Raw genomic sequence first — 18,034 nt, forward strand, 5'->3', positions numbered from 1 at the left:
ACGGCCGCGGGGCCGCACGGTGAACACACCGTGCGGCCCCGCGGCCGTTCCGGTCACCGTTGACGCCGATGCGACAGCCCTATAGCTTCACTATGCGGATTGTTGATTCCGGGAAGCGGAAACTGTCGAAGTGGAGGGTGCGGACGATGGGTCAGCAGGAGAAGGTGGCGACGAGCCTCGCCGGAGCGGTCAGCGACGGGATCAGCGCCTCCCTCGCGGCGGTGGACGCCGAACTCGCCCGCCGCTACCCGGGCGACCCCGGCACCCGCCAGCCCGTGCACACCGTCTATGTACCCGGCGACGCCTTCACGGCCGGCACCCTGCGCGCCTGGGGCGACCAGGCGCTGAAGGCGCTCGACGAGCACGCCCCCGACGCGGCCGCCCTCGCCGCCGTCCTCGGCATCCCGGACGAGCTGGCCGGGCCCGTCCACGACCGGGTGCGCGCCAAGCTGGAACGCGAACCCGTCGAGGATCTGCGGATCGACTTCGAGGACGGCTACGGGCCCCGCTCCGACGCCGAGGAGGACGAGACGGCGGCCCGCGCGGCCCGGCTCGTCTCGGAGGCGTACGCCGGAGGCACGGCGGCGCCCTACACGGGCATCCGGATGAAGTGCATGGAGGCGGCCGTACGCGACCGGGGCATCCGCACCACCGACATCTTCCTCACCGGCCTGATGCGGGCCGGCGGGCTGCCCGAAGGGCTCGTCCTCACCCTGCCCAAGGTGACCTACCCCGAACAGGTCACCGCCTTCGTCCGCCTCCTCGAAGCCTTCGAGCAGGCGCACGGGCTGCCGGCCGGGCGCCTCGGCTTCGAGATCCAGATCGAGACCAGCCAGTCCATCCTCGCCGCCGACGGCACCGCCGCCGTGGCCCGCATGATCGACGCGGCGGGGGGCCGGGCCACCGGGCTGCACTACGGGACGTTCGACTACAGCGCCTGCGTGGGCGTCAGCGCCGCGTACCAGGCGAGCGACCACCCGGCCGCCGACCACGCCAAGGCCGTGATGCAGGTGGCCGCCGCCGGTACCGGCGTACGCGTCTCGGACGGCTCCACCAATGTGCTCCCCGTGGGCTCCGCGGAGCGGGTCCACGAGGCGTGGCGGCTGCACTACGGCCTCACCCGGCGCGCCCTGGCCCGCGCCTACTACCAGGGCTGGGACATGCACCCGGCCCATCTGCCGACCCGGTACGCGGCCGTCTACACGTTCTACCGCGAGGGCCTGGAGCAGGCCGCGTCCCGGCTCGCCGCGTACGCCGCCAAGGCGGGCGGCGACGTCATGGACGAACCGGCCACCGCCAAGGCGCTCAGCGGCTATCTGCTCCGGGGCATCGACTGCGGCGCGCTGGACACCGCCGAGGTGACCGGGCTGACCGGGCTGAGCCGCGCGGACCTCGACGCCTTCGCCTCCCCGCGGCGCGGCACCCTGACGGTGACGGCCCCGTAACGGCCGGCCCGGCCGCTCCGACGGCTACGGGGCCGGGGGGAGTTCGCCCGAGCCGCGGGCGATCAGCCGCGTCGGCAGCTCCACCCGCGCCGGGCTGTGGTCGGCCCCGTCCAGCCGGCGGAAGAGGTGCTCGGCGGCGGTGCGGCCCACCGCCGCCGCGTCCTGGGAGATGACGGTGATGCCGAGCAGATCCGCCAGCTCGATGTCGTCGAAGCCCACCAGGGCGACCGGCCGCTCCCGGCCCGCCAGGACCCGTACCACCGTCACCGTCACCCGGTTGTTGCCGGAGAAGAGCGCCGTCACGGGCTCCGGCCCCGAGAGCATCGCCTCGGCGGCGGCGCGGACCCGGTCCGGGTCCGTGGAGCCGAGCGAGACCCAGGAGTCCGCCACGGCTATCCCGGCCCCGGCCATCGCCGCGTGGTAGCCGCGCAGCCGCTCGGTCGCGGTGTGGATGCGCGGCTGGTCGCCGATGAAGCCGATCCGGCGGTGGCCGTGCGCGATCAGATGGGCGACACCCTCGCGGGCCCCGCCGAAGCTGTCCGAGAGCACCATGTCCGCCTCGATCCGCCCCGCCGGACGGTCCACGAACACGGTCGCCACCCCGGCCTTGATCTCCGGCTCCAGATAGCGGTGGTCGTCGGCGGCCGGGATCACGATCAGCCCGTCCACCCGGCGGGCGCACAGCGCGAGCACCAGCTCCTGCTCGCGCTCCGGGTCCTCGGCGCTGGAACCGTTGATGAGCAGCGCCCCGTGCGCACGGGCCACCTCCTCCACCGCCCGGCTCAGCGGCCCGTAGAACGGGTCCGCGAGGTCCTCCAGGACCAGGCCGATGGACGCGGTCCTGCCCTTGCGCAGCACGCGCGCGCTGTCGTTGCGGCGGAAGCCCAGGGCCTCGATGGCCTCCTGCACCCGGCGCTCGGTGTCCGGGGTGACCCCGGGCTCGCTGTTGACCACCCGGGACACCGTCTTCAAGCCCACCCCGGCCCGCGCGGCCACATCCTTCATGGTCGGCCGGTTGCCGTAGCGGTGCTCGGAATGACGGGTGGTCTCGGCCACGATGCGCTGTCCTGTCGTCGGTGCGGGCAGTCCGGCGGGTCGCGACGGCTGCCGCGGGGGCTTCCGGAGAGTTTGGGCACGAGCATAGGCCCTGGACAACGTTGTCAAGGGAATGGAGACTGGGCAAACTGTTCACCTGAGCCGCACATTCCGTCCACACCACCGGAGCCGCACCGATGCAAACCCATCTCGTCGCCGCACTGGACATCGGGGGCACCAAGATCGCCGGCGCTCTGGTGGACCGGGACGGCGCGCTGGTCGCCCGCGCGCGGCGCCCCACGCCCGCGCGGGAGAGCGGTGAGCGGGTCATGGAGGCGGTGGAGGGCGTCCTGGCCGAGCTGGCCGCGTCGCCGCGCTGGGACGAGGCGGCGGCCGTCGGGGTCGGCAGCGCGGGCCCGGTGGACGCCGCCGGAGGCACGGTCAGCCCGGTCAACGTGCCCGGCTGGCGCGGCTTCCCGCTGGTGCGGCGGGTCGCCGCGGCCACCGGCGGCCTGCCGGTCACCCTGGTCGGCGACGGTGTCGCGATCACCGCGGCGGAGCACTGGCTCGGTGCGGCGCGCGGCCACGACAACGCGCTGTGCATGGTCGTCTCGACCGGCGTCGGCGGCGGGCTCGTCCTCGGCGGCGCCCTGCATCCGGGCCCCAGCGGAAACGCCGGCCACATCGGTCACATCAGCGTGGACCTCGACGGCGACGCCTGCCCGTGCGGGTCGCGCGGCTGCGTCGAGCGCATCGCCAGCGGCCCCAACATCGCGCGCCGCGCGCTGGAGCGCGGCTGGCGGCCCGGCCCGGACGGGGACGCGAGCGCGGTGGGCGTGGCCGCGGCGGCACGGGCCGGCGATCCGGTCGCCGCGGCCTCCTTCGAACGCGCCGGGCAGGCCCTGGCCGCCGGGATCGCCGCCACGGCCACCCTGGTCGAGATCGACATCGCGGTGATCGGCGGCGGGGTGGCCGGTGCCGGGGAGCCGCTGTTCGGGCCGCTGCGGACCGCGCTGCGCCGCTACGCCACGCTGTCGTTCGTGCGGCGGCTGACGGTGGTCCCCGCCCTCATGGGCAACGACGCGGGGCTGGTGGGCGCCGCGGCGGCGGCCTTCACGGCGCGGGCGGCCGGGAGCGTGCTGAGCACGCGCTGAGGGCGGGGCGCGGTGGTACGGGCCGGGGCCCGTCCGGGCCGAAACAGCCGGACGGGCCCCGGTCGCGGGGTGCGGCGTGCCCCCCTACTCGCAGGCGACTCCGTCGCCGTCGCGGTCGAGGTGGCGGCCGTAACCGGCGTCGCCCCGGCGGATCGGGGCCGCGCCGGCCGCGCGGACGGCGCTGCAGTTCGCGTAGTAGGTGGAGCCGCCTCCGCCGCTCGAACCGGAGGTGCCCGAGCCGTAGTCGCCGGAGTCGTCCGAGGTGTCGGCGGGCGCCTCGGGGGTGACGGTGACCTTCACCGTCTTCGTCTTCGTGACGGTCGGCACCACCTCGGGGCTCGCGGTGACCGTCTCCGTCACGGCCGGCGCCGGTGACGGGGTGACCGAGACCGTCGTGGTGACGGTCGGCGCCGGGGACGCCTTCGCCGCGGTCTCGCTGTCCGAACCGGAGCCCCCGGCGGCGCCGATGACGGTGCCGATGAGGAAGACGCCCAGCGCGACCGGGATGACGATACGTTTCCTTGCCCAGCCCGGCGCGGCGCCGGAAGGCGATGGACCGGTGCGAGTGGGCGGCGGCGGCCCCCAGGGCGGCGGCTGCGGGGACGGGTTGTGCGACATGGAACCCCCCAGGGTTTGCGTGGAGAGCCCGACCGTAGCCAGCGGGCGGCGCGGCCGTGAGCGAGTTCCTCCGCAAGTGATGGAGTTGTGACCGAAGCGTGGAGCCGGTGACCCGCCGGGCACCGCGCACCGCGGTCGCTGTCAGTGGCGGGTGCGATCCTGCACCCATGGACGAGATCATGCGACGGCGGGTGTACGGCGCCGACCACGAAGACCCCGACCCCGGCCCCCGTCCGGGGCGCGTGTACCGGGAACTGGTGGGCGGTCCGCTCGACGGCCTGCTCCTGGACGTGACGGGGTGGACGCCGGTCGCCCTGGCGGACGGGTCCGCCCTGGTCACCGAGATCGGCGCCTACGGTCCGGGCGGCCGCGCCGAGTACGGGCCGCGCCAGGACGAGCCGGACAAGTGGGACTGGCGGGGCGACACCCCGTAACAACGCGTCGCCCCGGGGGTGTTTCCGCAGCGGGGTGTTGCGGGCAAGCCACAGGGGGCTGCTACGGAAGAGGGGGAACCGTGATCGTCTGGCTAAACGGTGCGTTCGGCGCCGGCAAGACCAGCGCCGCGCGTGAACTGATCGATCTGATCCCGAACAGCACCTTGTACGACCCGGAACTCACCGGGACGGGGCTGCGCACCCTGCTGCCCCAGAAGAAGCTCGCCGAAGTGACGGACTTTCAGGACCTGCCCATCTGGCGGCGCCTCGTGGTCGACACCGCGGCCGCGCTCCTCGCCGAGCTGGGCGGCGTCCTGGTCGTGCCGATGACGCTGCTGCGCCAGGAGTACCGCGACGAGATGTTCGGCGGGCTCGCCGCCCGGCGCATTCCGGTACGCCATGTGCTGCTCGCCCCGGAGGAAACGATCCTGCGTGCGCGCGTCGCCCACCGGGCGGAATGCCCCGGCGAGGCCGAGGGTGTGGACCCGACCGGCCGCTGGGCGTACGACCGCATCGAAACCTACCGTTCGGCGCTCCACTGGATCACCGGGGACGCCCACACCATCGACAACGGCGCCCTCACCCCGCGCGAGACCGCCGAGCGCATCGCCGAGGCCGTGCGCAGCGGGACCGCCCCGGCCTGCGAGATCGTCCAGACACCCGAGCCGACCGCCGAGACCGTCGCCGCCGGGGTGCTGCTCTTCGACGAGCACGACCGGTTCCTGCTCGTCGACCCCACCTACAAGCCCGGCTGGGAGTTCCCCGGCGGTGTGGTCGAGTCCGGAGAGGCGCCCGCCCAGGCCGGTATCAGGGAGGTCGCCGAGGAGATAGGCATCCACCTCGACCGGGTGCCCAAGCTGCTCGTCATCGACTGGGAGGCGCCCGAACCACCCGGATACGGCGGGCTGCGGCTGCTGTTCGACGGCGGGCTGCTGCCCCGCGCGGACGCCGAGGGGCTGCTGCTCCCCGGCTCCGAACTGCGCGGCTGGCGCTTCGTCACCGAGGAGGAGGCGGCCGCCCTGCTGCCGCCCACCCGCTACGCACGGCTGCGCTGGGCGCTGCGGGCCCGCGAACGCTCAGCCGTGCTCAACCTCGAAGCCGGCGTCCCCGTGGGCTGACGCCCGCAGGACCGCCGCGGCGTCCTCGGTGAGGGGGTCGCCGTGCCCGAAGCAGACCGTGGCCGGCTCCAGGGCGGCCAGCCGCCGGAACGAGTCCACGGCCCGCGCCCGGTCGATGTTGAACACGCCCAGCATCACCTGCCCGACGGCGGCCACGCAGTCGCCCGTGAACAGCACACCGTGCCGGGGCAGATGCACACCGATGGAGCCCGGTGTGTGACCGGGGGAGTGCACCACCCGCGCCCCGCCGCCGAACGGCAGCACCGCCCCGTCCGACAGCTCGGTGTCCACCCGGGTCGGGGGAGCCGGAGGGACCGTCAGCCCATGCGCGTACAGCGGGCGCTCCCAGTCCAGGAGCACCGGCTCCCCGACCTCCTCGTCGCCCCGGATCACCGGCGCGTCCAGCCGGTGGGCCAGGATCTCGGCACCGTGGCGGTCGGCCAGCTCCCGGGCGGCGCCGTAGTGGTCCCGGTGGCCGTGGGTGAGGACGATTCGGGCGATGTCGGCGGGGTCGTGGCCGAGGCCGCGCACCGCCTCCTCGATGGCGGGCGCCGCGTTCACGTCGCCCGCGTCGATCAGGGTCAGCTCGGGCCCGTCGGACCAGAGATACGCCTGGCCGATCGGGAAACGGAACATGTGCAGCTGCGGAAGCACCTCGACGAGATCCATGCGGCGAACGTACGCGCGAACGTCCGGCCGCCGCACGGATCTACGCTCTGGGCGAGCTTCGCTCGACGCGTAGTCCGCGGCCTGCCGGGACTCAGACCGCCTTGGACGCCGCGTAGTTGCGCAGGAACAGCGCCTCGGCCACCGAGAGCCGCTCCAGCTCCTGTGGCGACACGCTCTCGTTCACCGCGTGGATCTGGGCCTCCGGCTCGCTCAGCCCGATCAGGAGGATCTCCGCCTCCGGGTACAGCCCCGCCAGCGTGTTGCAGAGCGGGATCGAGCCGCCCATGCCCGAGGACTGCATCTCCTGGCCCGGATACGCGACCCGCATGGCGTCCGCCATCGCCGTGTACGCCGGGCTCGTCACGTCCGCGCGGAACGGCTGCCCCTGGCCGACCTGCTCGACCGACACCCGGGCGCCCCACGGCGTGTGCGCCAGGAGGTGCGCGGTCAGCAGCTTCGTCGCGTGCTCCGCGTCCTGGCCCGGCGGCACCCGCAGGCTGATCTGCGCGCGGGCGCTCGCCTGCACGGAGGGCGTCGCGCCCACGACGGGCGGGCAGTCGATGCCGATCACGGTGACGGCGGGCCGCGCCCAGATCCGGTCGGCGACCGTACCGGTGCCGATGAGCCCGACCCCGTCGAGGACCTTGGCGTCCCGGCGGAACTCCTCCTCCGCGTACTCCAGGCCGTCCCAGCCGGCGTCCGCGGTCAGACCGTCCACCGTGGTCGAGCCGTCCTCGGCGCGCAGCGAGGCGAGCAGCTGGATCAGCGCGGCCAGCGCGTCCGGCGCGGCGCCGCCGAACTGCCCGGAGTGCAGATTGCCCTCCAGGGTGTCCAGCCGCACCCGGAGCATCGTCATGCCGCGCAGCGTCGAGGTCACGGTCGGCAGACCCACCCGGAAGTTGCCGGTGTCACCGATCACGATGGTGTCGGCGGCGAGCAGTCCGGGGTGCGCCTCGGCGTACCGCTCCAGCCCGCCGGTGCCCTGCTCCTCCGAGCCCTCCACGATCACCTTGACGCCGACGGGCACCCCGCCGTCCGCCTTCAGCGCCCGCAGCGCGAGCAGATGCATGATGAAGCCGCCCTTGCAGTCGGCGGCGCCGCGGCCGAACCAGCGGCCGTCGCGCTCGGTCAGCTCGAAGGGCGGGGAGATCCAGGCCGACTCGTCGAGCGGCGGCTGCACGTCGTAGTGCGCGTAGAGCAGCACGGTCGGCGCGCCGGCCGGGCCCGGCAGGTAGCCGTAGACGGACTGGCTGCCGTCCGGGGTGTCGAGCAGGGCCACGTCCTGGAAGTCCTCGGCGCGCAGGGCGGCGGCGACCCACTCGGCGGCGGCCTCGCACTCGCTCCTCGGGAAGACCGCGGGGTCCGCCACCGACTGGAAGGCCACCAACTCGGTCAGCTCCGCCTTGGCACGGGGCATCAGCGAGGCGACTGTCTCGGGGATCGGACGGCGGGTCATGGGGCACGCTCCTGGTAGGTGCGACGTTATGTGTACGTTTCCGGTTACCCGCCCGCCCGGAGTGTGGCGTCGCGGGTACGTCGGAGACTCGGCCGATCCTCCCACAGGGGATCTCGGCCGCGACGCGCCGTAGGATGCCGTGAGCAGCTTGGGCCACTGGTCGGATCGGGAGCAGAAGCACATCGTGAGCAGCGAGAACGCAGACGCCGGACATGAGCACGAAGAGTCGTCCGTGTGGGACGTCGTCGTAGTCGGCGCCGGACCGGCGGGAGCCTCGGCGGCATACGCGGCGGCCGTCGCGGGACGCAAGGTACTGCTCCTGGAGAAGGCGGAGCTGCCCCGTTACAAGACGTGCGGCGGCGGCATCATCGGATATTCGCGCGACGCCCTGCCGCCCGGCTTCGAACTGCCCCTGCGGGACCGGATTCACGCGGTCACCTTCTCGCTCAACGGCAGGCTGGCGCGCACCCGCCGCTCGAAGCGGATGCTCTTCGGGCTCATCAACCGCCCCGAGTTCGACGCGGGGCTGGTCGAGCAGGCGCAGAAGGCCGGCGCCGAACTGCGCACCGGCGCGACCGTCTCACGGGTGGAGCAGCACGGCGCCGCGGTGCCCGACCGGCGCACGGTCGCGGTCGTGCTGGCCGGCGGCGAGACGGTGCTGGCCCGCGCGGTGGTCGGCGCCGACGGCAGCGCCGGGCGGATAGGGGCACATGTCGGGGTGAAGCTCGACCAGGTCGACCTCGGCCTGGAGTCGGAGATCCCGGTCCCGCCCACGGTCGCCGAGGACTGGGCGGGCCGCGTCCTGATCGACTGGGGCCCGATGCCCGGCAGTTACGGCTGGGTCTTCCCCAAGGGCGACACCCTGACCGTGGGGGTGATCTCGGCGCGCGGCGACGGCGCGGGCACCAAGCGGTATCTGGAGGACTTCGTCGCGCGGCTCGGCCTGGCCGGGTTCGAGCCGAAGATCTCCTCCGGCCATCTGACGCGCTGCCGCAGCGAGGACTCGCCGCTCTCGCGCGGCCGGGTGCTGGTGTGCGGGGACGCGGCCGGTCTGCTGGAGCCGTGGACCCGCGAGGGCATCTCCTTCGCGCTGCGCTCCGGCCGGCTCGCGGGCGAGTGGGCGGTGCGGGTCGCCGAGGCGCACGACGCGGTGGACGCCCGCCGCCAGGCGCTGAACTACGCCTTCGCCATCAAGGCCGGCCTCGGCGTCGAGATGAGCGTGGGCCGGCGCATGCTGAAGCTGTTCGAGCGGCGTCCGGGCCTGCTGCACGCCGTGCTGACGGGCTTCCGCCCGGCGTGGAACGCGTTCGCGGGCATCACCCGCGGCACGACCTCGCTGGCCGAACTGGTCCGCTCGCACCCGCTGGCCCAGCGGGCGCTCTCGGTGATGGACCGCAAGGCGCAGACCGCCGAATAGGCCGTCCGCGCGAAGCCCTTCCGTGCCCGCCGGGGCTGACGTGCCGTTCGGTGCGTCAGCCCGCCTCGGTGATGCGGAAGACGGGGTGGTCGGGGCAGGCCGCCAGGATCTCGGCGTCCGTGGACTTCGCGGTGACGCCCTGGAAGTAGTCCTTGACCTCCCAGCCCCAGCGCTCCAGGTAGGTCCGGACGACGGCCGCCTTGTGCGCGTCGTCCGCGATCTCCACGGCGGTGAAGACCCGCGTCCTGCGGCCGGTGCGCAGCTCGCCGCCGCCGGCCGCCCGCATGTTGCGCACCCACTGCGAGTGGCCGCGGGCGGAGACGAGGTAGCGCTCGCCCCGGTACGTGTGCGGGTTGACCGGAACGCGCTGCATCCTGCCGCTCTTGCGGCCCCGCACGGACAGCTCCTGGGAACCGGCCAGGCTGATCCCGTGCCGCGCGAGCCGGCCGACGACGCTGTTGAGGCGGATGTTGAGCGGGCTGCCCTGCAGGTAGTACGGCTCGGTGTGCGACATGGTGTGACCCCCACGGTGGAGAAGTGATTTCCGAGAGCACTGCTCTCGCTCCGGATCAGTGTGCACGGGATGGGTGCTCAAAAGCAAGAGCACTGCTCTCGTTATTGGTCGCTGCTCCGATCGCGTGGCAGACTGAACCCCATGAGCGCTATCCGGGGAGCCAGGGAACGGGCCCGCACCGAGGTCACCGCCGCGATCAAGGACGAGGCGAGGAAACAGCTCGCCGCCGAGGGCGCGGCCAAGCTGTCGCTGCGCGCCGTCGCGCGGGAGCTGGGCATGGTCTCCTCCGCCCTCTACCGCTACTTCCCCAGTCGGGACGAGCTGCTGACGGCCCTGATCGTGGACGCGTACGACGCGGCCGGCGAGGCAGCCGAGCGCGCCCACCGCGCCGCCGCCGGGACGCCCGGCACCACCGGCACCGCCCGCTGGGTCGCCGTCGCCCTCGCCGTACGCGCGTGGGCGCTGGCCCACCCCCACGAGTACGCGCTCATCTACGGCTCGCCCGTGCCCGGCTACACGGCCCCGCAGGACACGGTCGGCCCCGCCGCACGCGTCGGCATGGTGCTCATCGCCGTGGTCGAGGACGCCTACCGCGACGAGGAGACGGCGCTCCCGCCGCTCCCCGACGAACTGCGCCCGGAGGCCGAACGCATCGCCGCCGATGTGGCCCCCGGTCTGGCGCCGGAGGTGGCCGCCCCGCTGGTCGCGGCCTGGTCGCAGCTGTTCGGCCTGGTCTCCTTCGAGGTGTTCGGCCAGTTCCACAAGGTGGTGGAGGCCCGCGAGGTCTTCTTCCGCCGGGCCGTCACGGAGCTGGCCCGCACGGTGGGCCTCACGACCAGGTGATCGCGGAGTTGTCGCGCCAGAGCCGGCCCAGCTCCTCGTCCCCCGTCACCGTGAGGTCCGTCAGCGGGAGCCGGTTCCACAGCGCCAGGTAGAGCGTCGCGACCGGGCCGCTCAACTCGCAGTCCGCGTCGCCCCCGGGGCCGGGCGCCTCCTCGCGCACCGCGGACAGCGGCTCGGCGGACAGCCGTACGGTCCACACGGTGCCCGTGTCCGTCGCCCGCACCCGCAGCGTGCGCGGGGACTCGGTGCGCACCCGGCTCCTGGGCCTGGTGTGCATGCCGAGCAGCAACTCGTCGACCCCGTCCAGCGCGTGGGCCGCGGAGATGGGGGAGAGGGCGCCGCCGCGCGCGGACTCGGCGTCCACCCGGTGGATCGTCGTCTCGTGCGCCTGGCGGCGGGACCAGAAGGCGAGCGGCGACGGGGCGGGCAGAAAGGTCCAGCACTCCAGATCCTGCGGCGCGCTGCCCAGCGCCTCCACCAGATTCCGGTGGCAGGCCCGGAAGTGGGCCGACAGCTCCGGCCCGTCCAGCTCCGGCTCACTGGCGTCGGGCATGTACGAGGCACGCCCCTCGCGCACCAGGGCGGCGGCCCAGGTGTGCACCATCGCGGTGTGCCGGAGCAGATCGCGCACCCGCCAGTCGGGACAGGTGGGCACCGGCGCTCCGAGCCCCGCCCCGTCCGCCGCGTCCGCCAGCAGGCGGCCCTCGGCGGCCAGGGTCTCTATGTGCTCCGTGGTTTTCATGGACGGATTGTGCCAGCGGGCCGCGCGCGCCGCAGGCTCATCGGGCCCGCGCCGCCGCCCCGCGGGCCCCGTACCCCAGGACCGCCGCCGCGCCGGCCAGCACCGCCACCGTGGTCAGGGCCACCGGCAGCGAGAACCAGTCGGCCAGGAAGCCGATCGCGGGCGGCCCGAGCAGCATGCCCCCGTAACCGAGCGTCGAGGCCGCCGCGACCCCGCCGGGGCCCGCCAGCTCACCGGCCCGCCCGACCGCCACCGGGAAGATGTTCGCCAGGCCGAGTCCGGTGACGGCGAAGCCGAGCAGCGCGAGCCAGGCGGTCGGGGCGAGCGAGCCCAGCAGCATTCCGGCCGCCGCGGTGGCGCCGCCCGCCACCAGGGTGCGGGTCTGCCCGAGCCGTTCCAGCAGGACCGTGCCGCTGAGCCGGCCCGCCGTCATGGCCAGCGCGAACAGCGAGTATCCGGCGGCGGCCACACCGGGGCGGGCGTGCAGGTCCTGCTCCAGGTGCAGGGCCCCCCAGTCGGCCAGGGCGCCCTCCCCGTACGCGGTGCACAGCGCGATCACGCCGAACAGCAGCACCACCCTCCGGGCCCGCCCGGACAACCGGGCGCCGGAGTGCCCGGGGGCGTCCGCGGTCTCCGGCAGCCGGGGCGCCGGGTGCCGCAGCAGGGCCGGGCCCGCGACGGCGGTGACGAGCAGTCCGATTCCGGTCAGGATGAAGAGGTGCAGGGCGGGCGAGAGACCGCCCGCGACAAGGCCGCCGAGCCCCGCGCCGAGCATCCCGCCGAGGCTGAACGCGGCGTGGAAGCTGGGCATCACGGGCCGGCGCAGCGCGGCGACCAGGTCCACCGCCGCGCTGTTCATCGCCACGTTCATCCCGCCGTACGCGGCGCCGAAGACCAGCAGCACCAGTCCCAGCGAGAGCGCCGAGTGCGTCTGGGCGGGCAGCGCGATGCCGAGGGAGAGCAGCACGGCGCAGGCCACGGTCACCGCGTGGCTGCCGAACCGGCGGCAGAGCCGGCCGGTGAGCGTCATGGTGACCACGGCACCGGCGGAGACGCCGAGGAGCGCGAGGCCGAGGGTGGCGGCCGAGGCGCCGGTCTGCTGCTTGATGGCCGGGATACGGACCACCCAGCCGGCGAAGAGGAAGCCGTCGAGGGCGAAGAACACGGTCAGCGCGGTACGGAGACGGGCCGACGAGAGCGGGGCGGTGTTGCCGCCCGGTCCCCCCGGTAGTGCCGTCCGCAGTTTGTTTAGTTGCGGCACAAACTCAGCATAGGGGCGGCCCGACAGCCGGCGCAACACGGCTGACCGACCCGGCCCGGACCGCGCGTACCAGGGGCGCGCCGGGGTGCCGCACCCGGGGCAAGTCGGCCACCACGGGGTCAAAGGCACCCCCGGACCATGGGAGACTCGCCCCCATGAACGGCAAGGGGACCACCACCCGGACGAAGTTGGAGAGGGGCCGCAGCGCGCTCGGACCCGCACTGGAACTGGTCCACACCGGACGCGCGCCCACGCGCGCCGTTCTCACGTCCGAACTGGGGGTCACCCGCGCCACGGCGGGCGCGGTCGCCTCCGAACTCGAAGCGCTCGGCCTGATCCAGGTCGACTCCAGACCCGGCTCGGCGGCCGGTTCCCAGGGCCGGCCCTCGCACCGGCTGGCCGTCCGGGAGTCCGGCCCGGTGGCCGTCGCCGCCCAGGTGCACGCGGACGGCTTCCGCGCCGCGCTCGTCGGCCTCGGCGGCCGGCTCGTGGCGACCGCGCCCGGCTGCGTCACCATCACCGCCGACCCGGCCCAGGTCATCGGCGAGGTGGTGGACCACTGCGCCCGGCTGCTGCGGGACAGCGGACTGCGGTGCGTCGGGGCCGGGCTCGCGGTGCCGTCGGCCGTCGCCGAACCGGAGGGCACCGCCCTCAACCCGCTCCACATCGCCTGGCCGGCCGGCGCCCCGGTCCGTGAGATCTTCGCCACCCGCGTCCGCGAAGCGGGCATCGAGGGACCGGCGTTCACCGGCAACGACGTCAACCTGGCCGCGCTCGCCGAGCACCGGCACGGCGCCGGACGCGAGGCCCAGCACCTGCTCTGCGTCGCCACCGGACACCGCGGCGTCGGCGGCGCCCTCGTCCTCGACGGCCGCCTGCACACCGGGAGTTCGGGCCTCGCCCTGGAGGTCGGCCACCTCACCGTCCACCCCGAGGGCCGCCCCTGCCACTGCGGCGGACGCGGCTGCCTGGACGTGGAGACCGACCCGCTCGCCTTCCTCACCGCGGCCGGGCGCACCCCGGGCCCCGAGGAGTCGCTGCTCAAGCAGTCCGGTGACCTGCTGCGCAACGAGTACGACGACCCGGCGGTGCGCGCAGCCGCCGAGGAGCTGATCGACCGGCTCGGCCTCGGGCTCGCCGGCCTCGTCAACATCCTCAACCCGGACCGGATCATCCTCGGCGGACTGCACCGCGCCCTGCTCGACGCCGACCCCGAACGCCTGCGCGCGGTGGTGGCCGACCGCAGCCTGTGGGGGCGCAGCGGCAGCGTTCCGATCCTGCCCTGCACCCTCGACCACAACAGCCTGGTCGGCGCGGCGGAGCTGGCCTGGCAGCCGGTCCTGGACGACCCGCTGGGCGCCCTGGCCTGAGCCCGGCGCGGCTGCCGTACGCATAGGCACGGAGGCGGGGCACCCCGGGAGCGCCCCGCCTCCGCGGTCTCAGCCCACCACCGCCGAACGCGTCGCCGGGGGCGGCGCGCCCTGCGGCGGCTCCAGGACGACCAGGTCGAACGGCCCGTCCGCGGTCGCCCCGTACACCTCCCGCGGCGGCCGGCCGGGCGCGGCCGGGGTGGGGAGCGTGAACCACACGACCTTCCCCGCGCCGCCCCGGGGGCGTACCCCCCAGCTCTCGCTGACCGCGGCGATCAGCGCGAGCCCGCGCCCCGACGTGCTGGACTCGTCGGCCTCGCGCACGGTCGGCAGCCGCGGATCGTGGTCATGGACGGACACCATGAGCCGTTCGAGCAGCAACTCGATCTCGACGGTGCACGCCTTGTCCGGCTGTGCGTGCCGGTGGACATTGGTGAGAAGCTCGGTGACGCCCAGTGTCGTCTGGTCGATCAGAGCATCGAGATGCCAGTGGCGCAGTTGCGCCGAGACGATTCTGCGGACCTGACCGATCCGCGACGGCAGGGCTTGGAGCTCCACCGTGCAGTGCCTGCTTGGCTCGCTGATCACGGCTGCGACTCCCCGAAATAGGTCCGGAAGAAGACGAAGGAACGGATTCAGCCCACGACCGCTGCTGAGTCCGGGCCGGCGGGCCTGGATCGCAGTGTCACCGCCGGTACACCATGAGTGACGTGACTCCAATGTCGCTCAGGGCATACACCCGCGCAACTCGCGGTGCCCCCGGCCCCGGCGCCGTCAGCTCCGCCTGCCCCCCGCGCTGTACAGCGCCTCCAGGAACCGGTGCGAGGGCGCCGCGTCACCGGGTTTGCCCTCCGGCGGCCGCATCGTCAGCCGGTACCGTGTCCCGTTGACCCGCGCGACCGTGGCGTCCGCCCCCGCGAACCACGGCCGGCCCGCGCGCACCGTCCCCACCGGCGCGCTGTCGATCTCCCGCCCGTAACTCGTCAGCAGGGCCACCCGGCCGTCCTTGACGGTCACCTGCCCGGCCCTCGTGACCGAACGCGCCCACCGGTCGATGCGCACACCCGTAGCACTGAACTCCGTCTCGGACATGGCCTCTTCGCCCCCTTCGTCATGCCTCTGAGAAAAGTGTGCACATACCGGCCCCCGCGCACCAGAGCGGGCCGGTGGGTGCACGGCGCATTCGCGCCGCCGTGCCGCGCCGCTCCCCGCCCCGACACCAAGGCAGTGCTATGGACCATCAAAGTCAACGTTTGTGCAGGTGGGGGGCCTATCGTGGGGCCACCCGAACCGGCCGTACGAGGAGAAGCGCGCAGATGGACACCCCCCAGCACGGGCACGGCGGCGCAGCCGCGACCACCCTCGACATCGACCGCTCCGACCCGGCCTACCGCACCTGGCTCAAGGACGCCGTCCGCAAGGTGCAGGCCGACGCCAACCGCTCCGCCGACACCCATCTGCTGCGCTACCCGCTGCCGGACACCTGGGGCATCGACCTCTACCTCAAGGACGAGTCGACACACCCCACCGGCAGCCTCAAGCACCGGCTGGCGCGCTCGCTCTTCCTCTACGGGCTCTGCAACGGCTGGATCAGGCCCGGCAAACCGGTCATCGAGGCGTCCAGCGGGTCGACCGCCGTATCGGAGGCGTACTTCGCCAAACTCATCGGGGTGCCGTTCATCGCCGTCATGCCCCGCACCACCAGCCCGGAGAAATGCCGGCTCATCGAATTCCACGGCGGGCGCTGCCACTTCGTGGACGACTCCCGCCGCATGTACGAGGAATCGGCACGGCTCGCCGCGGAGACCGGCGGCCACTACATGGACCAGTTCACGTATGCCGAGCGGGCCACCGACTGGCGGGGCAACAACAACATCGCCGAGTCCGTCTACCAGCAACTGCGGCTCGAAAGGTATCCGGAACCCACCTGGATCGTCGCCACCGCGGGCACCGGCGGCACCTCGGCGACCATCGCCCGCTATGTGCGCTACATGCAGCACGACACCAGGATCTGCGTCTCCGACCCGGAGAACTCCTGCTTCTTCGACGGCTGGACCCACAACGACCCGCACGTCACCAGCGACTGCGGCTCGCGCATCGAGGGCATCGGCCGGCCTCGCATGGAACCCAGCTTCGTGCCCGGCGCCATCGACCGGATGATGAAGGTCCCGGACGCGGCCAGCGTCGCGGCCGTACGCACCCTGGAACGCGCCATCGGGCGCAAGGCGGGCGGCTCCACCGGCACGGGGCTGTGGAGCGCGTTCAAACTGGTCGCCGAAATGCTCGCCGAGGGCGTCGCGGGCAGCGTCGTCACCCTGATCTGCGACCCCGGCGACCGCTACCTCGACAAGTACTACTCCGACGCCTGGCTCACCGAACAGGGCCTCGACATCGCCCCGTACACCCGCACCATCGACCACTTCCTGACCACCGGCAGCTGGCCCCGGAACTGACCGCACGGACCGGCCGGCCGGTGCGGGAGCACCGGCCGCCCTCCATTCGCCGGCCGGTCTCAGCCGTACCGGCGCACCGGACGGTCCAGCACGGCGTCCAGCACCCGCCCGAAGACCCGCCGCCCCGCACCGGCGACCACCGGGTCCGCCCAGCGCGGCAGCAACCGCAGGCTCAGCTCCTCCACCCACACCACATGCGAACCGGCCCGGTTCGGATACACATCGATCGACGCCCGGCCCAGCACCACCCGGCCGCGCTTCTCCAGCCGGCACGTCCCCGCCCGGCCCCCGGCCGGCGGCGACCAGCGGACCACTTCCATCGGATCGTCGAACGCCAGCGGACCCACACCCGTCCGCGCCACGAAAACCGTCCCGACCCGCGTCGGCAACCCCGTCGGCACCGTGATCGTGGTCAGCGGCACATGCGCCGCATGCCGCTCCCAGTCCGTCACCCGGCGCCAGGACTCGGCTGCGGACAACGGAGTGAAACGCTCGATCCGGAAGACGGCCACCCCCCGATCCTAGGGGGTGACAGCGCTGTCGCGAGCGGAGCGGAATCCCTTTTCCCGTCAGCCGCCGTCGGTCGTTTCGGCGGCGCCGGCCACCAGCAGGCCGGGCAGATGCTCCTCGATCTCCGCGCGTGCCGCCGCCGGCAGCCCCGCGTCGGTCACCAGGGTGCTCACCTCGTCCAGCGTGGCGAACGAACTGAGGCCCACCGTGCCCCACTTGGTGTGGTCGGCGACCACCACCACCCGCCGCGCCGACCGCACGAACCGGCGGTTCGTCTCCGCCTCCGCCAGGTTCGGCGTGGACAGCCCCGCCTCCACCGAGATCCCGTGCACCCCGAGGAACAGCACATCGAAATGCAGCTCGGCGATCGCCCGGTCGGCGACCGGGCCCACCAGCGAATCCGACGGCGTACGCACCCCGCCCGTGAGCACCACCGTCGCCGCTCCGGGACGCCCTCCCGAACCGGCCGGCCGCTGCGCCGCGTGGAACACGTCTGCGACCCGCACCGAATTCGTCACCACCGTCAGATCCGGCACGTCCAGCAGACGCCGCGCCAGCGCGTACGTCGTGGTGCCGCCGGACAGGGCGATCGCACTGCCCGGCACGGCCATCGCGGCCGCGGCCCGCGCGATGTCCTCCTTGGCGGTCGGCTCCAGCGTCGACTTCGCCTCGAAACCCGGCTCGTGCGTACTCGCCTCGACCACCGGCACCGCGCCGCCGTGCACCTTCTCGATCACACCCTGCCGGGCCAGCGCGTCCAGATCCCGGCGGACCGTCATGTCCGAGACACTCAGCTTCCGGGTCAGCTCGTTGACCCGCACCCCGCCGCGCCGGCGCACCTCGTCGAGGATCAGCGCACGCCGCTGCTCCGCGAGCAGATTCTGATTCTCGCTCAACGCCGGGGCCCTCGCCCTTCCCTCTGGCCGTACAGGAGTCCGTATCGACGGAGTCATCCTGCCACGCGGTGTCGGCGACCGTCCGCCGGGGGAAGATTC

General features: G+C 73.7%; 19 protein-coding genes. 8 read left to right on the forward strand and 11 right to left on the reverse strand.

Annotated elements, in window-relative coordinates; translation table 11 throughout:
* Positions 1–146 precede the first annotated feature (146 nt).
* Positions 147–1,445 (forward strand): DUF6986 family protein, encoded by a 1,299-nt coding sequence (locus DNK56_RS16275; protein WP_111334655.1) that lies wholly within the window; start codon positions 147–149, stop codon positions 1,443–1,445.
* 24 nt (positions 1,446–1,469) lie between these two features.
* Here the strand turns inward: DNK56_RS16275 and DNK56_RS16280 are convergent, their stop codons facing one another.
* Positions 1,470–2,501: a LacI family DNA-binding transcriptional regulator gene (locus DNK56_RS16280; RefSeq protein ID WP_111334658.1), complete on the reverse strand. Its 1,032-nt coding sequence runs from the start codon at positions 2,499–2,501 to the stop codon at positions 1,470–1,472.
* Between the two features lie 176 nt (positions 2,502–2,677).
* On the opposite strand from DNK56_RS16280, the gene DNK56_RS16285 reads away from it, so the two are divergent.
* Positions 2,678–3,634: an ROK family protein gene (locus DNK56_RS16285; RefSeq protein ID WP_111334661.1), complete on the forward strand. Its 957-nt coding sequence runs from the start codon at positions 2,678–2,680 to the stop codon at positions 3,632–3,634.
* 84 nt (positions 3,635–3,718) lie between these two features.
* On the opposite strand, the gene DNK56_RS16290 is transcribed toward DNK56_RS16285, so the two are convergent.
* A complete protein-coding gene (locus DNK56_RS16290; RefSeq protein ID WP_111334663.1) occupies positions 3,719–4,252 on the reverse strand; it encodes an excalibur calcium-binding domain-containing protein in 534 nt (177 codons plus the stop codon).
* Positions 4,253–4,419: 167 nt separating this feature from the next.
* On the opposite strand from DNK56_RS16290, the gene DNK56_RS16295 reads away from it, so the two are divergent.
* Both DNK56_RS16295 and DNK56_RS16300 read left to right on the forward strand, forming a co-directional pair.
* Positions 4,420–4,686, forward strand: coding sequence for a hypothetical protein (locus DNK56_RS16295; protein WP_111334666.1), 267 nt, complete (start codon positions 4,420–4,422; stop codon positions 4,684–4,686).
* A gap of 80 nt (positions 4,687–4,766) precedes the next feature.
* The gene (locus tag DNK56_RS16300; RefSeq protein WP_111334669.1) at positions 4,767–5,804 is read left to right on the forward strand and encodes an NUDIX hydrolase; all 1,038 of its coding nucleotides are present in this window, start codon (positions 4,767–4,769) and stop codon (positions 5,802–5,804) included.
* Here DNK56_RS16300 and DNK56_RS16305 read toward each other — a convergent pair.
* Positions 5,763–6,473, reverse strand: a complete 711-nt coding sequence (locus DNK56_RS16305; protein ID WP_111334671.1) for an MBL fold metallo-hydrolase — start codon at positions 6,471–6,473, stop codon at positions 5,763–5,765. The two genes, DNK56_RS16300 and DNK56_RS16305, sit on opposite strands and share 42 nt — an antisense overlap.
* Before the next feature lie 91 nt (positions 6,474–6,564).
* A complete protein-coding gene (locus DNK56_RS16310; protein ID WP_111334674.1) occupies positions 6,565–7,929 on the reverse strand; it encodes a dipeptidase in 1,365 nt (454 codons plus the stop codon).
* Between the two features lie 184 nt (positions 7,930–8,113).
* On the opposite strand from DNK56_RS16310, the gene DNK56_RS16315 reads away from it, so the two are divergent.
* Positions 8,114–9,346 (forward strand): geranylgeranyl reductase family protein, encoded by a 1,233-nt coding sequence (locus DNK56_RS16315; RefSeq protein ID WP_111335891.1) that lies wholly within the window; start codon positions 8,114–8,116, stop codon positions 9,344–9,346.
* A gap of 55 nt (positions 9,347–9,401) precedes the next feature.
* Here the strand turns inward: DNK56_RS16315 and DNK56_RS16320 are convergent, their stop codons facing one another.
* A complete protein-coding gene (locus tag DNK56_RS16320; RefSeq protein ID WP_111334677.1) occupies positions 9,402–9,860 on the reverse strand; it encodes a nitroreductase/quinone reductase family protein in 459 nt (152 codons plus the stop codon).
* Positions 9,861–10,001: 141 nt separating this feature from the next.
* On the opposite strand from DNK56_RS16320, the gene DNK56_RS16325 reads away from it, so the two are divergent.
* Complete coding sequence (locus tag DNK56_RS16325; protein ID WP_111334679.1) at positions 10,002–10,703, forward strand: TetR/AcrR family transcriptional regulator; 702 nt, start codon at positions 10,002–10,004, stop codon at positions 10,701–10,703.
* On the opposite strand, the gene DNK56_RS16330 is transcribed toward DNK56_RS16325, so the two are convergent.
* On the reverse strand, positions 10,690–11,445 hold the full coding sequence (locus DNK56_RS16330; RefSeq protein WP_111334682.1) for a maleylpyruvate isomerase family mycothiol-dependent enzyme: 756 nt from the start codon (positions 11,443–11,445) through the stop codon (positions 10,690–10,692). The two genes, DNK56_RS16325 and DNK56_RS16330, sit on opposite strands and share 14 nt — an antisense overlap.
* A gap of 37 nt (positions 11,446–11,482) precedes the next feature.
* Positions 11,483–12,706, reverse strand: coding sequence for an MFS transporter (locus DNK56_RS16335; protein ID WP_111334684.1), 1,224 nt, complete (start codon positions 12,704–12,706; stop codon positions 11,483–11,485).
* Between the two features lie 155 nt (positions 12,707–12,861).
* On the opposite strand from DNK56_RS16335, the gene DNK56_RS16340 reads away from it, so the two are divergent.
* On the forward strand, positions 12,862–14,076 hold the full coding sequence (locus DNK56_RS16340) for an ROK family protein (protein WP_111334687.1): 1,215 nt from the start codon (positions 12,862–12,864) through the stop codon (positions 14,074–14,076).
* A gap of 69 nt (positions 14,077–14,145) precedes the next feature.
* Here DNK56_RS16340 and DNK56_RS16345 read toward each other — a convergent pair whose 3' ends face one another.
* Positions 14,146–14,664 carry an ATP-binding protein gene (locus tag DNK56_RS16345; protein WP_199563742.1) on the reverse strand — a complete coding sequence of 173 codons (519 nt, stop codon included), beginning with the start codon at positions 14,662–14,664 and terminating at the stop codon, positions 14,146–14,148.
* 186 nt (positions 14,665–14,850) lie between these two features.
* Positions 14,851–15,168, reverse strand: a complete 318-nt coding sequence (locus tag DNK56_RS16350; RefSeq protein ID WP_111334692.1) for a hypothetical protein — start codon at positions 15,166–15,168, stop codon at positions 14,851–14,853.
* A 224-nt stretch (positions 15,169–15,392) separates the two neighbouring features.
* Between DNK56_RS16350 and DNK56_RS16355 the strand changes: the two genes are divergently transcribed.
* Positions 15,393–16,529, forward strand: coding sequence for a PLP-dependent cysteine synthase family protein (locus DNK56_RS16355; protein ID WP_111334695.1), 1,137 nt, complete (start codon positions 15,393–15,395; stop codon positions 16,527–16,529).
* 59 nt (positions 16,530–16,588) lie between these two features.
* Here the strand turns inward: DNK56_RS16355 and DNK56_RS16360 are convergent, their stop codons facing one another.
* The gene (locus tag DNK56_RS16360) at positions 16,589–17,041 is read right to left on the reverse strand and encodes an SRPBCC family protein (protein ID WP_111334698.1); all 453 of its coding nucleotides are present in this window, start codon (positions 17,039–17,041) and stop codon (positions 16,589–16,591) included.
* Between the two features lie 57 nt (positions 17,042–17,098).
* Entirely contained in the window at positions 17,099–17,935 is an 837-nt protein-coding gene (locus tag DNK56_RS16365; protein WP_111334700.1) for a DeoR/GlpR family DNA-binding transcription regulator, read from the reverse strand.
* Between the last annotated feature and the right edge of the window lie 99 nt (positions 17,936–18,034).

Origin of the sequence: Streptomyces sp. AC1-42W (assembly GCF_003248355.1) — a bacterium.
Taxonomy (GTDB): domain Bacteria; phylum Actinomycetota; class Actinomycetes; order Streptomycetales; family Streptomycetaceae; genus Streptomyces.

Bases quoted from the DNA above. Each gene is read 5' to 3' on its own strand.
- DNK56_RS16330 (WP_111334682.1), bottom strand. From the start codon at position 11,445: ATGAAAACCACGGAGCACATAGAGACCCTGGCCGCCGAGGGCCGCCTG.
- DNK56_RS16310 (WP_111334674.1), bottom strand. From the start codon at position 7,929: ATGACCCGCCGTCCGATCCCCGAGACAGTCGCCTCGCTGATGCCCCGT.
- DNK56_RS16320 (WP_111334677.1), bottom strand. From the start codon at position 9,860: ATGTCGCACACCGAGCCGTACTACCTGCAGGGCAGCCCGCTCAACATC.
- DNK56_RS16275 (WP_111334655.1), top strand. From the start codon at position 147: ATGGGTCAGCAGGAGAAGGTGGCGACGAGCCTCGCCGGAGCGGTCAGC.
- DNK56_RS16325 (WP_111334679.1), top strand. From the start codon at position 10,002: ATGAGCGCTATCCGGGGAGCCAGGGAACGGGCCCGCACCGAGGTCACC.
- DNK56_RS16355 (WP_111334695.1), top strand. From the start codon at position 15,393: ATGGACACCCCCCAGCACGGGCACGGCGGCGCAGCCGCGACCACCCTC.
- DNK56_RS16350 (WP_111334692.1), bottom strand. From the start codon at position 15,168: ATGTCCGAGACGGAGTTCAGTGCTACGGGTGTGCGCATCGACCGGTGG.
- DNK56_RS16305 (WP_111334671.1), bottom strand. From the start codon at position 6,473: ATGGATCTCGTCGAGGTGCTTCCGCAGCTGCACATGTTCCGTTTCCCG.
- DNK56_RS16295 (WP_111334666.1), top strand. From the start codon at position 4,420: ATGGACGAGATCATGCGACGGCGGGTGTACGGCGCCGACCACGAAGAC.
- DNK56_RS16285 (WP_111334661.1), top strand. From the start codon at position 2,678: ATGCAAACCCATCTCGTCGCCGCACTGGACATCGGGGGCACCAAGATC.
- DNK56_RS16290 (WP_111334663.1), bottom strand. From the start codon at position 4,252: ATGTCGCACAACCCGTCCCCGCAGCCGCCGCCCTGGGGGCCGCCGCCG.
- DNK56_RS16340 (WP_111334687.1), top strand. From the start codon at position 12,862: ATGAACGGCAAGGGGACCACCACCCGGACGAAGTTGGAGAGGGGCCGC.